The sequence below is a fragment of the Sphingomonas spermidinifaciens genome (assembly GCF_002351485.1).
Lineage (GTDB): Bacteria > Pseudomonadota > Alphaproteobacteria > Sphingomonadales > Sphingomonadaceae > Sphingomonas > Sphingomonas spermidinifaciens.
The window spans coordinates 82,506-96,287 of record NZ_NWMW01000002.1 but is presented as its reverse complement, the minus strand read 5'-3'; the positions used below and the strand labels follow the sequence as shown (position 1 = coordinate 96,287).

Annotated in this window: 14 protein-coding genes; 7 read left to right on the top strand and 7 right to left on the bottom strand. The window is 69.3% G+C overall.

Annotated elements, in window-relative coordinates:
* The first annotated feature begins 74 nt into the window (after positions 1-74).
* The 3 genes from COC42_RS10545 to COC42_RS10535 are packed head-to-tail and all read left to right on the top strand — an operon-like array spanning position 75 to position 2,462.
* On the top strand, positions 75-347 hold the full coding sequence (locus COC42_RS10545) for a PadR family transcriptional regulator (RefSeq protein ID WP_096343313.1): 273 nt from the start codon (positions 75-77) through the stop codon (positions 345-347).
* The gene (locus tag COC42_RS10540) at positions 344-979 is read left to right on the top strand and encodes a hypothetical protein (protein ID WP_096343312.1); all 636 of its coding nucleotides are present in this window, start codon (positions 344-346) and stop codon (positions 977-979) included. The genes COC42_RS10545 and COC42_RS10540 overlap by 4 nt, the downstream gene beginning before the upstream one ends.
* Before the next feature lie 16 nt (positions 980-995).
* Positions 996-2,462: an alpha/beta fold hydrolase gene (locus COC42_RS10535; RefSeq protein ID WP_096343311.1), complete on the top strand. Its 1,467-nt coding sequence runs from the start codon at positions 996-998 to the stop codon at positions 2,460-2,462.
* Between the two features lie 92 nt (positions 2,463-2,554).
* On the opposite strand, the gene COC42_RS10530 is transcribed toward COC42_RS10535, so the two are convergent.
* Positions 2,555-3,112, bottom strand: coding sequence for a thiamine phosphate synthase (locus COC42_RS10530; RefSeq protein ID WP_096343310.1), 558 nt, complete (start codon positions 3,110-3,112; stop codon positions 2,555-2,557).
* 22 nt (positions 3,113-3,134) lie between these two features.
* Between COC42_RS10530 and COC42_RS10525 the strand changes: the two genes are divergently transcribed.
* The 3 genes from COC42_RS10525 to COC42_RS10515 are packed head-to-tail and all read left to right on the top strand — an operon-like array spanning position 3,135 to position 5,043.
* Positions 3,135-3,803, top strand: a complete 669-nt coding sequence (locus tag COC42_RS10525; RefSeq protein ID WP_096343309.1) for a YggS family pyridoxal phosphate-dependent enzyme — start codon at positions 3,135-3,137, stop codon at positions 3,801-3,803.
* Positions 3,800-4,465: an HAD family hydrolase gene (locus COC42_RS10520; RefSeq protein ID WP_096343308.1), complete on the top strand. Its 666-nt coding sequence runs from the start codon at positions 3,800-3,802 to the stop codon at positions 4,463-4,465. Before COC42_RS10525 ends, COC42_RS10520 begins: the two co-directional genes overlap by 4 nt.
* A 29-nt stretch (positions 4,466-4,494) precedes the next feature.
* Entirely contained in the window at positions 4,495-5,043 is a 549-nt protein-coding gene (locus COC42_RS10515; RefSeq protein ID WP_176484635.1) for a PH domain-containing protein, read from the top strand.
* Here COC42_RS10515 and COC42_RS10510 read toward each other — a convergent pair.
* From COC42_RS10510 to COC42_RS10495, 5 genes are all read right to left on the bottom strand, one after another.
* Complete coding sequence (locus tag COC42_RS10510; protein WP_141395832.1) at positions 5,040-5,546, bottom strand: DUF6265 family protein; 507 nt, start codon at positions 5,544-5,546, stop codon at positions 5,040-5,042. The two genes, COC42_RS10515 and COC42_RS10510, sit on opposite strands and share 4 nt — an antisense overlap.
* A gap of 54 nt (positions 5,547-5,600) precedes the next feature.
* Positions 5,601-6,659 (bottom strand): GTP cyclohydrolase II, encoded by a 1,059-nt coding sequence (ribA, locus tag COC42_RS10505; protein WP_245844045.1) that lies wholly within the window; start codon positions 6,657-6,659, stop codon positions 5,601-5,603.
* Complete coding sequence (locus tag COC42_RS17930; protein ID WP_245844044.1) at positions 6,656-7,453, bottom strand: exodeoxyribonuclease III; 798 nt, start codon at positions 7,451-7,453, stop codon at positions 6,656-6,658. The genes ribA and COC42_RS17930 overlap by 4 nt, the downstream gene beginning before the upstream one ends.
* 214 nt (positions 7,454-7,667) lie before the next feature.
* The gene (locus COC42_RS10500) at positions 7,668-8,282 is read right to left on the bottom strand and encodes a LolA family protein (protein ID WP_096343304.1); all 615 of its coding nucleotides are present in this window, start codon (positions 8,280-8,282) and stop codon (positions 7,668-7,670) included.
* Positions 8,283-8,344: 62 nt separating this feature from the next.
* Positions 8,345-10,669: a DNA translocase FtsK gene (locus COC42_RS10495; RefSeq protein ID WP_096343303.1), complete on the bottom strand. Its 2,325-nt coding sequence runs from the start codon at positions 10,667-10,669 to the stop codon at positions 8,345-8,347.
* Positions 10,670-10,863: 194 nt separating this feature from the next.
* Here COC42_RS10495 and COC42_RS10490 point away from each other — a divergent pair, with 194 nt between their 5' ends.
* Positions 10,864-12,075, top strand: a complete 1,212-nt coding sequence (locus COC42_RS10490) for a UbiH/UbiF/VisC/COQ6 family ubiquinone biosynthesis hydroxylase (protein WP_096343302.1) — start codon at positions 10,864-10,866, stop codon at positions 12,073-12,075.
* A 21-nt stretch (positions 12,076-12,096) separates the two neighbouring features.
* Here the strand turns inward: COC42_RS10490 and COC42_RS10485 are convergent, their stop codons facing one another.
* Positions 12,097-13,782 (bottom strand): FAD-dependent oxidoreductase, encoded by a 1,686-nt coding sequence (locus COC42_RS10485; protein WP_096344135.1) that lies wholly within the window; start codon positions 13,780-13,782, stop codon positions 12,097-12,099.

Here is a 13,782-nt window from a genome sequence, read left to right as displayed (position 1 = left end):
CGAGATAAGTTGACTCATAACTCTACATATGTTGTTGTGAGTTGATGGTTCGTAATCGCCGTCCCTCGCCGCAAATGCGCCGCCTGCTCGAGCGGCTTTATGCGCACGCCCCCGCCGCGCAGCACGGCTATGAATTGATGAAGGAAACGGGGCTCGCCTCGGGCACCCTCTATCCGCTGTTGATGCGCATGGCCGACCAGGGGCTGGTCGAGGCCGAGTGGCATCCCCCCGCTCAGCCCGGCCGCCCGCCGCGTCACGCCTATCGGCTGACGCCAAGCGGCCTCGCCCTCGCGCGTGAACTGGCCGGGCAAGGCCCGCTCGGCGACCGTGAGGGCGCGCCGGCATGACCCGCCGCCTCGCCTGGACGCTGATGGCGCTGACCGCGCGCAGCCTGGGTCCACGCCGCTCGGACTGGGCCCGGGCGATGGCCGCCGAGCTCGAGGTCGCCGAGGCACAGGGCCACCCGCTTCGCTTCGCGCTCGGCTGCCTTTTCGGCACGTGGCGGACGATGCTGGGCGATGCCGAGGGACGCTTCACACTCGTCGCCCATGCGCTTGCGATCGGCGTCGTCCTGCCGGTCGCAGGGATGCTCTCGATCGCGGCGACCTTCGGCTTTCCGTTCATGGCGGCGAGCGACGGCCTTGCCGGCTTTCTCTTTGGCAGCGGCGAGCGCACCCTCCTCCTCAACGTCGGCAACATGATCGCCGCGCCGTCGCTTCTGTTCCTCATGTTGCTGACCGCCGGGCTGCACCTGCCGGTCGCGTGGTGGATCCTCGATCGCGACTGGGACCGTGTCGGCAGGGCGAGCCGCTTCGGCGCCGCCGCCGTCACGACGCTGACGATCGTCTCGGGCTGCGCGGCGATCGACCCAACGACGCTGATCCTCCCGATCTGGGTCCTCGCCGCCGAAATCGCCGCGATCTTCACCCTCGCGACGTGGCAGTCGCATCTGCCCCGCCACGAACAGCCCGCATTCTAGCGAAAGGCACCCCGCAATGAAGGCCACGATCTCCCTCGCCATCGCCGCCTTCCTTGCCACGCCGGCACACGCACAGGTCGAGGATGCCGGCCGCTGGATCATCTACGGCACCACCTCGACCCACGAACGCGATTCGAGTGTTCCAGGCGGCGCGATTCGCGCGGCGCTGCCGCCCGCCAAGCGCGCCGAGCCCTGGTCGAGCGGCGCCGTCCTGAAGCTGCCCCATGCGATCGCCGCGGGCGAGCCGGTGTCGGCGACCTTCTGGGCACGCGCCGCCCTGCCCATGCGCACGACCGCCGCGATACAGGGACCGGAGCCCGCCTATGTGCAGCTGGCGACGACCGATCTCGCCCTCACCCCGAAGTGGCAGCGCTTCACCGTCACCGGCACTTCCCCGTCCGCGCTGGCCGCAGGATCGCAATCGCTGGTGGTGACGCTCGGGCAGGTCAATACGCAGGTCATGCTCGGTCCCGTCGCCTGGGCACCCGCGCCCGTCGCCGCGAAGGCGTTCGCAGCCTTCCACCCCGCCGCTGTCCCCATCGACCTAACGATTCCGTCGAAACAGGCGACACTCGCCGGCACGCTCCACCTGCCGACCGGCCACGGCCCCTTTCCCGTCGCGATCGTCATCCAGGGTCACGGCCCCAACGGCCGCGGCGGCTTCGACCCGGTAATCGCCCGCCTGAACCGCGACGGCATCGCCGCGCTCGAGTACGACAAGCGCGGCATCGGCCAGTCGACCGGCACCTATGTCGAGGACATCGGCCTGCTCACCACCGATGCGCAGGCCGCGGTCGCGGCGATGCGCGCGCGGCCTGACATCGACGGGCGCCACGTCGCGCTGATCGGTCACAGCCAGGGCGGCGTCGTCGCCCCCGCCGTCGCCGCGGCCGATCCCTCGATCGGCGCGGTCGTCACATTGGGCGGTTCGGTCGGCGACGGATTTACCGGGCTGGCGGAGGCGTTGCGTCGCCAGATGATCGCGGCAAAGCGCCCCGCCGCCGCGATCGACCCGGCGGTCGATGCCGCGTTAACGCTGCTGCGCGCTCGCGCCGCCGGACGGGACGAGGCGGCTGTCGCGCCGCTCCGCCTCACGCTCGTCGAGAGGCTTCAGGGGCTCGGCTTCACCCGGCCGGAGGCGGAGAGCGGCCTCAAGATGATCGACGTGCCCGAGGCTTGGGCCGCCGACAGGGTGTGTTCGGCCAGCGACCTCGCCGCCACGAAGGCGCCCGTGCTCGCGATTTATGGCGGCAAGGATCCGCTCGTCATCGCAGCGCCCGAGGCCGCAGCGGCCAGAACCGCGCTCGCCGCGAATCGGAAAGCAACCGTCGTCGTCTTTGACGATCTCAGCCACTGGTTCCAGGACGGTGCGGTCACCGGCGATGAGAAGGAGGTGCCCGGGCTCGGTCCCAATCTCGGCTCGCCGCGCGTCGTCGCGCTGGTCGGCGATTTCGTCGCGAGCGCGCTTAAATCGGTTGATTAGGAATTAGGCCACACCCATCGCGGCCGTGGCGGGGATGGTGAGGATTCACGTCGTCACGACGTTGCTCGCTGCCGAGGCACGCGGTGCCGTCGTCAGGTTGTGCTGCCTGTCGATGACGGCGCGGTTCGATCCGACAATCCGTCGATCGCGGCCCATCCGTGCAGGCCCAGGCCGCGCAACCGGCGGAACGAGCGCGCGTTCATGCCGCCCAGCGCGATCGCCGGAAGTGCCGCTCGACGCAGCAACAGGCCCAGCCGGACCGGGCCGAGGGTGCGCGCACCAAGATGCGAGCGCGTGGCGAAGACGGGCGAGACGAAGACGAGATCGGCCCCCGATCGCCGCGCGGCGACCAGCTCGGCGGGCGAGTGCGCCGATGCGGTCCGCAGCCCGCGCCCACGGCCATTGTGAACGCCCGCCTCTCTCCGCATCGGCACGTCGCCGGCCCGCACGAGGACCAGCCCCCGGCGCCGCGCGACAGCACATACTCGCGCGAACCGCGCCCGCCGCTCGGCCAGCGGCGTCGCATAATCGCGGAAAACGACGCCCGACCCCCGCGGCAGCGCCGCCAGGGCCGGCCAGACCCGCTCGCCCAGCCGTTCGTCGGTCATCAGCCACAGCCGCGGCAGGCGATCGGGGTGGCGGGCGCGCATCACCGCGCCTATAGCGCGCGCGATGATCGAAGACGATGCCGCCGCCCGCCTGACCGCCGTTCGCGCCGAGATCGCCCGTGCCGCCGCGACCGCGGGCCGCAAGGCTGACGACGTGTCCCTGATCGCGGTGTCGAAGACCCACGACGCCCCGGCGATCCGCCCGCTGATCGCGGCCGGTCAGCGCCATTTCGGCGAGAACCGCGTGCAGGAGGCGGAGGCGAAGTGGCCCGCGCTGCGCGACGAAACCAGCGACCTCGTCCTTCACCTCGTCGGCCAGCTCCAGTCGAACAAGGCCGAGGCGGCGGTCGCGCTGTTCGACGCGATCCACTCGGTCGATCGCCCCAGCCTGATTGCCGCGCTCGCCCGAGCAATGGACAAGGCCGGCCGCCGCCCCTACTGCTTCGTCCAGGTCAATATCGGCGGCGAGCCGCAAAAGGGCGGCTGCCCGGTTGCCGATCTCCCCACCCTGCTCGCCGGGGCGCGCGTCGCCGATCTGCCGGTCGCCGGGCTAATGGCGGTCCCGCCGCTCGACGTCGAAGCCGCCCCCTATTTCGCGTTGCTCGCCAAGCTGGCGCGCGATCACGGGCTCTCGGGGCTCAGCATGGGCATGTCAGGCGACTATCGCACCGCCGTCACGCTCGGCGCCAGCCATGTACGCGTCGGCACCGCGCTGTTCGGAGATCGCACGTGAAATATGCCGGCCTGATCTTCGACTTTGACGGCGTGCTGGTCGAAAGCGAGTATGAGGGCAATCGCCACCTCGCTGAATACCTCACGCGCATCGGTCATGCGCACACGCCGGCGGAGGCGATGCAGCATTATATGGGCCTGTCGGGCCGCGGCTTCATTGACGCGATCGAGGGGCGGATCGGCCGCACCCTGCCCGCCGACTTCCACGCCGAGCGCGAGATCGAGAACGAGCGCGTGCTGGCCGAGGGGATTGGCGAGGTCGTTGGCGCGGTCGCGTTCGTCCGCTCGCTCCCACCCGAACTGCCGCGCGCGATCGCCTCGTCCTCCTCGACGCACTGGATCCGCACGCACCTGCGCCACTTGGGGCTAGAGGATGCGTTCGGCGAGCATGTCTATTCGGGCAAGGAGCACGTCGCCCGCGGCAAGCCGGCCCCCGACCTCTACCTCCACGCCGCCGCCGCGATCGGTGTGTCGATCGGGGCGTGCGCCATTATCGAGGACTCGCCGGTCGGCGCGACCGGCGCCGTCGCCTCGGGCGCGCATGTCATCGGCTTATGCGCGGGCACGCACTGCCCACCCGATCACGCTGCGGTGCTACGCGCGATCGGGGTCCACGACATCGCCGCCGATTTCAGCGAGGTCGCGCGGCTGGTCGGCCTTTGATAGGATCTCCGTGGAAACGGGGGACAACGATGGACGACCTGACCACGAACCGGCCCACGGTGCTGTTGCGGGGTGAGTTCAGCTCCAGGCTGCGCCTCTACATGCTGGTCTATTGGGGCTTGCCGTTCGTCGCTTCGATCATCGGACTTCCACTACTGCCTTTCTGGCTGGTGTTCGGTCCCCTCTGGATCCGACGCTATCATGCCTCGCTGCGCTGCGAGCTTACCGAACGTACCGTCGTGATCGCCCGCGGCGTGTTGTTTCGCCGCGAGATGACGATCCCCCTCGACAAGATACAGGACATCTCGATCCGTGAGGGGCCGCTTCTGTCGGCACTCGGCATCCTGCAATTGCGGATCGAGACCGCGGGACAAAGCCAGTCGAGCACCGGCAAGTCCGATGCCGACCTGACCGGTCTCGTCAATGCGCGTGCGATCCGCGACCGCATTCTCGAGCAACGCGACGCGCTCGGGTCGCCCGAGGCGCCGCTTCGAATGGCCGACCCGCAGCATGCCCTGCTCGCCGAAATCCGCGATCTGCTGGTCCGGCTCGAAGCGCGGATCGAGACTGGCGGCTAGGGCCGCACCGCGCAGGAAAGGCGAAAGGGCACGTCTTCAGCCTTCCCCGCTCGATCGATCCGCACCCACATCGTCAGCGCATCGGGCCCGTTGCGCTCGATCGTCATGCCGTCGAAGAACCAGCGGTCCTTCTCCACGGCGAGCAGCGCAAAGACGACGGGCTTGCCGGTCTTGTCCTCCCACCCCGTCATGTCGGGATTGAAGTGGCGGACGCGATAGGCGATCGAACGGCCGATGGGCACGTAATCGACGATCTCGGTAAAGGCGGTGCCGCCCTTGTGGTCGGCCATCACGAAGTGGCCGGTGATCCGCCCGCCAAGCGGCGCCGAATAGGTCTCGCTCACACTGGCGCCCATCGCAGTCCCGGTCCAGCTGCCCGCCAGCCACGCAAGATCTTCGATCGACGCGGGCGGCGAGGCAGAGGTGCCGAGCGCGCGGGTCCGCTCCTGCGTGTGCGCAGGCGCGGCGAGCAGAAACATTGCGGCCAACGCGAGTCGGATCATCATCGCTCCCCTGTCTCCCCGAGCATCCGATACCGCCCGTGGCGGCGCAAGCGCCTATAGCTGGTGGCCCGTCCGGTCGCGCTTGGTCGCGAGATAGCGTTCGTTGTGCGGGTTGGGCGGCAGCTTGTGCGGCACACGCTCCGCCACGGCGATCCCCGCCGCCTCCAGCGAGGCAACCTTCTCGGGATTGTTGGTGAGGAGCCGGATGCGCGTCTGACCGAGCAGCTTTAGCATCCGCGCCGCCACCCCGAAATCACGCGCATCGATCGCGAACCCCAGCCGCGTATTGGCATCGACGGTATCGAACCCCTGGTCCTGCAGTGCATAGGCGCGCAGCTTGTTGACCAGTCCGATCCCCCGCCCTTCCTGCCGGAGGTAAAGGAGGATGCCCCAGCCATCGGCGCGCATCGCACGCAGCGCCGCCTGCAACTGCGGCCCGCAATCGCATTTGAGGCTGCCGAGCGCGTCGCCGGTCAGGCATTCGCTGTGCAGCCGGACGAGCGGCGGTGCACCCGTCGGCTGGCCGATAAGCAGCGCGACATGCTCCCCCGCCGCCTCGGGCGTGCGGAAGGCGACGATCTCTGCGTCCTCCGCCTCCGCCACCGGCAGGCGCGCGCGCGCGGCGATGGCGAGACGGCCGGCATCCTCGTGCGCGTCGATCGCCGCGATCGGCAGCGCGTCGGTGCCTTCGTACCACCGGACGAAGAAGGCGGGCAGGATGCCGGCGATCCGGGCAAGCCGCAGCGCTGCGGCGGCGGCATCGGCCCGATCGACGGGCACCGCGCGGAACGGCCCCTTGAGCGGCGTCGCGAGATCGAACTGCGGATCGGCGAGCGCAGTCGCGGCGGCGAAGTCGAGCCACGGCGCGCGCGCGATCCGCACCGGCGCATCGGGCACCGCCGCATCGGCCTGGTTGGCGAGCTTGAGCGTCGCCGCACGCCCCGCCGACAGCAGCACGTCGGCAGGCTCGCCCACGTCGAACGCAGCGAGCCGGTTGGCGTCGCCGCTCTCGATCGCCAGCACCTCGATCGCGCCGTCCACGCCCGCGATCGCGACGGGCCAGCCGCGGCGCAGCGCGTCGATCGCCCGCGCCGCCGCCCTTGCATCACTCACAGCGTGAACTCGGTCATCAGCGGGATGTGGTCGCTCGGCTTCAGCCAGCTCCGGCAATCCTCGAACACCCGGTGCGCGGTCGCGGTCGCCGCCACGTCCGCGCTCGCCCACATATGGTCGAGCCGCCGGCCGCGATCCGACACCGCCCAGTCCTTCGCGCGATAGCTCCACCAGGTATAAAGGCGCTCTGGCGGCGGGACGAAGCGGCGGCCGAGATCGACCCAGTCGTTCGCCGATTGCAGGCGTGCCAGCGCCTCGACCTCGACCGGCGTGTGGCTGACGACGTCGAGCAGCTGCTTGTGGCTCCACACGTCGCATTCGAGCGGGGCGATGTTGAAGTCGCCGACCAGCAGCGTCGGGATGCCCGAGAGCCCCTCCGACCAGCGCGTCATCCGCTCGACGAAATCGAGCTTCTGGCCGAACTTGGGATTGATCTCGCGATCGGGCACGTCGCCGCCGGCGGGCACATAGACATTCTCGAGCCGGAGGCCGTTCGGCAGTCGCACCCCAACATGCCGCGCCTCGCCATTCGCCTGCCAGTCAAAGCGGTCGTCCTCGACGAGCGGCAGCTTCGACAGGATCGCGACGCCGTGGTGCATCCGCTGGCCGTGAATGACGATCTGGTCGTAGCCGAGCGCGTGGAACGGCGCGTGCGGGAAGGCCTCGTCCACCACCTTGGTTTCCTGGAGGCAGAGGATGTCGGGCGCCGCCTCGGTCAGGAAGCGGGTGACGATGTCCATCCGGAATCGCACCGAATTGATGTTCCACGAAGCGATCTTGAGCGTGTCGGTCATGCGGGCTGGGATGTAGCCGCGCGCGGGACGGTTCGCCAGATACGGAAAGGCCCCCGTTCCGGGGGCATGGAACGGGGGCCGACCTGGCGTTCAGTCACGCAGGCTGGAGGATGGAGGCCGAAGCCCGGGCAACAGGGGGAAAATCCCGGAAAGCGCCCCATCTCCGCAACGCCACAAATAAGGGTCGCTACCTTGCGCACGGATGAACAGATTGTCAGTTCCGGCGCGTTCCCCTCCGCGGGTCGTTGAAACGGAACGTGTTGTCGGAAACGGGCACGTTGAACCGCTGGTTCGAGAGGCGGACGGTGGTGCGATTCTTTTGCGAATCGAGCGCGACCCACCCTTGCAGCATCAGCCCGCCGGGTGCCGATGCCTGCCGCTCGAAGATCATCGTGATCCGGCCATATTCGGGCCGCTTGGCGTCATAGGCCTCGACGCTCAGCACGTTCGGGCTGCCGCTCGGCACGACCTTGGCATATTTCGAGATGTCGCGGCTGGGATCGATCAGCACGCCGAGCGGCGAATCGCCGATCGGCCAGCGCGACCGCTGTCCCACCGAATAGTCGAGGAACCAGATCGCCTTGCCATCGCCGACTATCAGGATCGGCACCCCCTTTTCGTACTGGAAGCGGATCCTGCCCGGCTTCTTGAGCGTGAGGGTACCGGTCAGCACCTTGCCTGCCCGGTCGGTCTGGCTGAACGCCGCAGTCATGCTGTCGACGCTGCGCAGATGCGCCTGCACGGCGGCAAGGTCGCCCTGCTGGGCGCTGGCGGACGGAATGGCGGCGGCGACGGCGACGAGCGCCGCGGCAGGGGCAAAACGGATCATGGCAGTCCTAGACATGCGAGCCGGCTAACGGTTCCGCGATGAAGGCGGGGTGAACTCCCCGTTCAGGCGAGCGGCCGCCCCTCCTCGTCCATCAGCACCTCGCGGCGGCCGACATGGTCGGGGCGCGAGACGAGGCCGTCCTTCTCCATCCGTTCGATGAGACGCGCGGCCGAATTGTAGCCGACACGCAGCTGCCGCTGGAGCCACGACGTCGAGGCCTTCTGGCTCTGCGCGACCAGCGCGATCGCGTTGCGGTACATCTGGTCTTCGGGGCTGTCGCCGCCGACGGGGGCGCCGTCCATGCTGAAGTCGCCGTCGCCGTCGGGCTCATTGGTGACCGCGTCGATGTAATCGGGCTCGCCCTGACCGCGCCAGAAGTCGGCGATCGCCTGCACCTCCTCATCGCTGACGAAGGGACCGTGGACGCGCGCGAGCGCCTTGCCGCCGGGCATATAGAGCATGTCGCCGCGGCCCAGGAGCTGCTCGGCACCCTGCTCGCCCAGGATCGTGCGGCTGTCGATCTTGGAGGTCACGTGGAAGCTGATGCGGGTGGGCAGGTTCGCCTTGATGACGCCGGTGATGACGTCGACCGAGGGACGCTGCGTCGCCATGATGAGGTGGATGCCTGCCGCGCGCGCCTTTTGCGCGAGGCGCTGGATCAGGAACTCGACCTCCTTGCCCGCAGTCATCATCAGGTCGGCGAGCTCGTCGACGATGATGACGATCTGCGGCAGCGGCGACAGGTCGAGCGTCTCCTCCTCATGGATCGGACGGCCATTGTCGTCATAGCCGACCTGCACCTTCCGCCCAAGCTTCTGACCCTTGGCCTTGGCCGCGCGGACCTTTTCGTTGAAGGAGCCGAGCGAGCGGACGTTGACGCTCGCCATCATGCGATAGCGGTCCTCCATCTGCTCGACCGCCCATTTCAATGCGCGCACCGCCTTGGGCGGGTCAGTGACGACGTCGGCGAGGAGGTGCGGGATCCCCTTGTACATGCTGAGTTCGAGCATCTTGGGGTCGATCATGATCATCCGGCACTGGTCGGGCGTCAGCCGATAGAGCAGCGACAGGATCATGCAGTTGAGACCGACCGACTTGCCCGACCCGGTGGTGCCGGCGACCAGCAGGTGCGGCATGGGGGCGAGGTCCGCGATGACGGGATCGCCCGAGATGTTCTTGCCGAGCACGATCGGCAGCTGCGCCGCCTGGTCGGCAAAGCCCTGGCTGGCGATCAGCTCGCGCAGGTTGACCGTCTCGCGCCGGGCATTGGGCAGTTCGATGCCGATCACGGTGCGCCCCGGGATCGTGGCGACGCGCGCCGACACCGCACTCATGTTGCGGGCGATATCGTCGGCAAGCTGGATGACCCGGCTCGCCTTGATGCCGCTCGCGGGCTCGAGCTCGTACATCGTCACCACCGGGCCGGGGCGCACGCCGACGATCGAGCCGCGGACGTTGAAGTCGTCGAGCACGGTCTCGAGTAGGCGGGCGTTGCGCTCGAGCGCCGCCTTGTCGACGGTGTTCTTGGCGTTCGCCGGTGCCGCCTGAAGCAGGTCGGGCGGCGGCAGGCGGTAATTGTCACGCAGATCGAGCGCATGCTGCGGCTTGGCCGCGGCGGGTGCGACCGCGGGCGCGCGCTCTGCAATCGCGGGCGCGGGGCGCGGGTCGGGCGCGACCGGCTTGCGCGGCGGTGCGGGCATGCGCGGCTCGGGGGCGGCCTCGACCACCTCGTCATCGACATCGAACGGCAGCTCTTCGGCTGCTTCCATATCGCGGCCGGCGCGGCGCGGCAGGCGGAGGGCGGTGCGCGGCAGCTCGATCGTCATGCCCCGCGCCCAGACGAAGATGCCCGCCAGCGCCGCGGCGGTGCCGACCACGCGCATCGTCCAGAGCTCCGCCACCGGATTGCCGATCAGCCCCACCCCCGCGCGCGCCGCCGCGGCGAGCCCCATACCGAAGATGCCGCCATAGCCTGCAGGCAGCGCCAGCACCGACCCGCCGGCGAGGAACGACAGCGCCGTCCCCATCAGCACGACCCCGATCAGCACCCCGCGCAGCATCGCCTTCCACGCGCCCACCGGCCGGTCGCGCCACAGGCGGCTGGCAAAAACGAGGCCGAGCGGCAGCATCAGGAACGCCGGCACGCCGAACAGCGTATAAAGCCCATCGGCGGCATAGGCACCCGGCAGGCCCAGCCAGTTCTCCGCCGGCCCGCCTGCGGCGGTATTGAACCCCGGATCGCTGGGCCGGAAGCTCGCAAGCGCGAGGAGAAGGATCGCTGTGCCGAGGAACAGCGCCGCCGCGCCGAGCAGCGCGCCCGACCGCCGCGCCCCCTCACGCACGGTATCGCGCCACAAGCGATGCTGGGCCTGCGCACGGCTGGCCATGACGAACGTCCCCCGAATGTCCCTGAAACTGCCGCAGAATCATCGCCCGGTGCGGGGTTGGCGTCAAGGTGGCGCGGCAGGCGGGGCGTCTCACGCCTCCCGAGTCTGTCGCCCCTCCCTTGTTTCGGAGTGACGGAAGGGGGTACCCCAAAGCCCGGTGGCCAAGCGTCCGTCCGCCCATTAAGTCACGGTCCATGACCGATGTCCTCATCCTTGGCGCGGGCCTGGTCGGCACGACGCTCGCGACCGCGCTCGCCGCGCATGGCCTGACCAGCATCGTCGTCGATCCCGCCGACCCGGCGGCGATCCTCGCGCCCGGCCATGACGGCCGTGCCTCTGCCGTGGCGAGCGCCAGTCACCGGATGCTCGACGCGATCGGCGTCGGCGCCCGGCTGACGGGCGAGGGCAATCCGATCCTATCGATCCGCGTGTCCGACGGGCTGGCGCCGGGCAAGCTCGACTTCGTGCCGGACGAGGACGATGGCGCGCTTGGCACGATGTACGAGAACCGCACGCTGCGCCGCGCACTCCACGCCGCCGCGAGCGAGGCGCCGCAGGTCGATCTCAGGATGCAGCGCCGCGCCGTCTCGATCGACCGCGGCCCGGCCGGCGTCACCGCGACGCTCGACGACGGATCGGTGGTCAAGGCCCGGCTGCTCGTCGCCGCCGAGGGACGCCGCTCACCGACTCGCGAGGCCGCCGGGATCAACGTCGCGCGCTGGCAGTACGACCATGTCGCGATGATCGCGACCTTCAACCACGAACACGCGCACGGCGACTGCGCCTACGAGATCTTCTACCCCGCGGGCCCCTTCGCGATCCTGCCGCTCACCGACGACGCACGCGGCCATCGCTCGGCGCTGGTCTGGACGGTCGATGCAAAGGACGCGCCCGGCATGCTCAAGCTGTCCGATCGTGCCTGGCTGGCCGAGGCGGCGAAACGGATGGGCGGGTTCCTCGGCGCGCTCGGCCCGGTCAGCCCGCGCACCAGCTATCCGCTCGGCTTCCACCACGCCGCGCGCCTGACGGCGGAGCGGCTGGTCCTTGTCGGCGATGCCGGCCACGGCATCCACCCGATCGCGGGCCAGGGCCTCAACCTCGGCTTCCGCGACGTGGCGGCGCTGGTGCAGGTGCTGGTCGAGGGCAAGCGCCTGGGCCTTGACGTCGGCGATGCCGAGCTCCTGAAGCGCTATGAGCGGTGGCGCGGACTCGACACGCTGATGGTCGCGGGCGCGACAGACACACTCACTCGCCTGTTCGGCGTGCCGGGCAAGGCGGCGTCGGCCGTGCGCCGCTTCGGCATCGGCGCGGTCGATGCGATCGCGCCCTTGAAGGCCCGCTTCATGGCCGAAGCTCGCGGCGAAAGTGGCGATCGACCCAAGCTGCTGACGGGGGTGCTGGCCTGATCTGAGGCGTCACGGACGAACCTAAAGCGCCCCCGCCTTCAACCGCTCGACCGCGTGCGCGGCGGCGCGGGCCGTCAGCGCCATATAGGTGAGCGACGGGTTCTGGCACGCCGACGAACTCATCTGCGCGCCGTCGGTGACGAACAAATTGCCCGCATCGTGCGCGCGGCTGAAGCGGTCGAGCACCGACGTCTTGGGATCGAGCCCCATCCGCGCCCCGCCCATCTCGTGGATCGCGCCGCCGCCCGGATTGGGGCTGTCGAGCCCCATGATCACCTGCCCGCCCGCATGGGTCAGCATCGCCGCCGCCTCCGCCCTGGCGTCGGCCAGCGCGGCCTTTTCCTCCGCCCCGAAGGCGAAGGCGATCTCCAGCGCGGGCAGGCCGTTGGCATCGACCTTGGTCTTGCTCAGCGTCAGGCGGTTCGTGGCTCGCGGCATACAGTCGGCGAAGGCCACGAGGACCATCCGCCACGGCCCCGGCGCCTGCAGGCCGTTCTTGTAGTCCGCGCCGATCCCGCCCTCGCGCTTGCCGCGCGTCCAGCCCGATTGCAGCGCGCCGCCCTGATACGAAAAGCCGCGGCTATGCCCCTTGCCGTCGATCGTCTCCATGTTGCGAAAGCGCGGGATGACGACGCCGGTCGGTCGGTTGCCGAAGGTCGTATAGCCCTCGAACCCCGGCATCATCGCGATCGCCGACAGCGTGCTCGCATGGTCCATGATGTGCTTGCCCAGCACCCCGCTCGAATTGGCGAGCCCCTGCGGCATCGCCTCGCTCGCGGAGTTGAGCAGCAGGTGGACCGAGTTGAACGCCCCGGCGTTCAGGAACACGATCCGCGCGGTTGCCTGTTTGCGTGCCTTTGTCCTGGTGTCGATCCAGCGCACGCCGGTCGCGCGGCGGGTTTTGGGATCGTAATCGACCTTCTCGACCACCGCGTCGGTGACGAGCGTCAGCCGCCCGGTCTTCTGCGCGGCGGGCAGCGTCGAGCTCTGCGTCGAGAAGTAGGCGCCGTACGAACAGCCGCGTGCGCAAATCGAGCGGTTCTGGCACGCCGCGCGGCCTTCCTCGTCCTTGGCGACAGTCAGGTTGGCGGTGCGGCCGATCGTGAGCCGCCGCTCGGGCCAGCGCGCCATGATCTTCTCGCGCGCCGCCTGCTCGACGACGTTGAGCGCCATCGGCGGCTGGAACCGGCCGTCGGGCAGCTGCGGCAGACCTTCTGCGGCCCCCGACACGCCGATGAACTCCTCGACCTTGTCATACCAGGGCGCGAGGTCGGCATAGCGAATCGGCCAGTCGGTGCCGTGCCCGTCTCGCTTGTTCGCGCCAAAGTCGTAATCCGACCAGCGATAGCTCTGCCGTCCCCAGGTCAGCGATCGCCCGCCGAGCTGATAGCTGCGGAACCAGGTGAAGTCGGTGCCGGGCGCGGTGACATAGGGGTTCGCCGCGTCGTTGACGAAATGGTCCTGCGTATACTCGTTGAAGTGCCGGTTCTTCACCTGCACCGCATATTCGCGAGCGTAGAGTTCGGCATCGCCGACGCCGCGGAACGGCATCTCCCACGGCGCCTTGGTCTCGTTCCCATAGCCCGTCTGATGCTCGATCATCCGCCCGCGTTCGAGCAGCAGGACCTTGAGCCCCGCCTCGGTCAGCTCCTTCGCCGCCCAGCCGCCGGTGATGCCCGATCCCACGACGATCGCATCGAAATCCAT

Excerpts from the sequence above, each read along its gene's own strand:
- COC42_RS10545 (WP_096343313.1), top strand. The coding sequence starts at position 75 with ATGCGCCGCCTGCTCGAGCGGCTTTATGCGCACGCCCCCGCCGCGCAG.
- COC42_RS10540 (WP_096343312.1), top strand. The coding sequence starts at position 344 with ATGACCCGCCGCCTCGCCTGGACGCTGATGGCGCTGACCGCGCGCAGC.
- COC42_RS10535 (WP_096343311.1), top strand. The coding sequence starts at position 996 with ATGAAGGCCACGATCTCCCTCGCCATCGCCGCCTTCCTTGCCACGCCG.
- COC42_RS10530 (WP_096343310.1), bottom strand. The coding sequence starts at position 3,112 with ATGCGCGCCCGCCACCCCGATCGCCTGCCGCGGCTGTGGCTGATGACC.
- COC42_RS10525 (WP_096343309.1), top strand. The coding sequence starts at position 3,135 with ATGATCGAAGACGATGCCGCCGCCCGCCTGACCGCCGTTCGCGCCGAG.
- COC42_RS10515 (WP_176484635.1), top strand. The coding sequence starts at position 4,495 with ATGGACGACCTGACCACGAACCGGCCCACGGTGCTGTTGCGGGGTGAG.
- COC42_RS10510 (WP_141395832.1), bottom strand. The coding sequence starts at position 5,546 with ATGATCCGACTCGCGTTGGCCGCAATGTTTCTGCTCGCCGCGCCTGCG.
- COC42_RS17930 (WP_245844044.1), bottom strand. The coding sequence starts at position 7,453 with ATGACCGACACGCTCAAGATCGCTTCGTGGAACATCAATTCGGTGCGA.
- COC42_RS10500 (WP_096343304.1), bottom strand. The coding sequence starts at position 8,282 with ATGATCCGTTTTGCCCCTGCCGCGGCGCTCGTCGCCGTCGCCGCCGCC.
- COC42_RS10495 (WP_096343303.1), bottom strand. The coding sequence starts at position 10,669 with ATGGCCAGCCGTGCGCAGGCCCAGCATCGCTTGTGGCGCGATACCGTG.
- COC42_RS10490 (WP_096343302.1), top strand. The coding sequence starts at position 10,864 with ATGACCGATGTCCTCATCCTTGGCGCGGGCCTGGTCGGCACGACGCTC.
- COC42_RS10485 (WP_096344135.1), bottom strand. The coding sequence starts at position 13,782 with ATGGATTTCGATGCGATCGTCGTGGGATCGGGCATCACCGGCGGCTGG.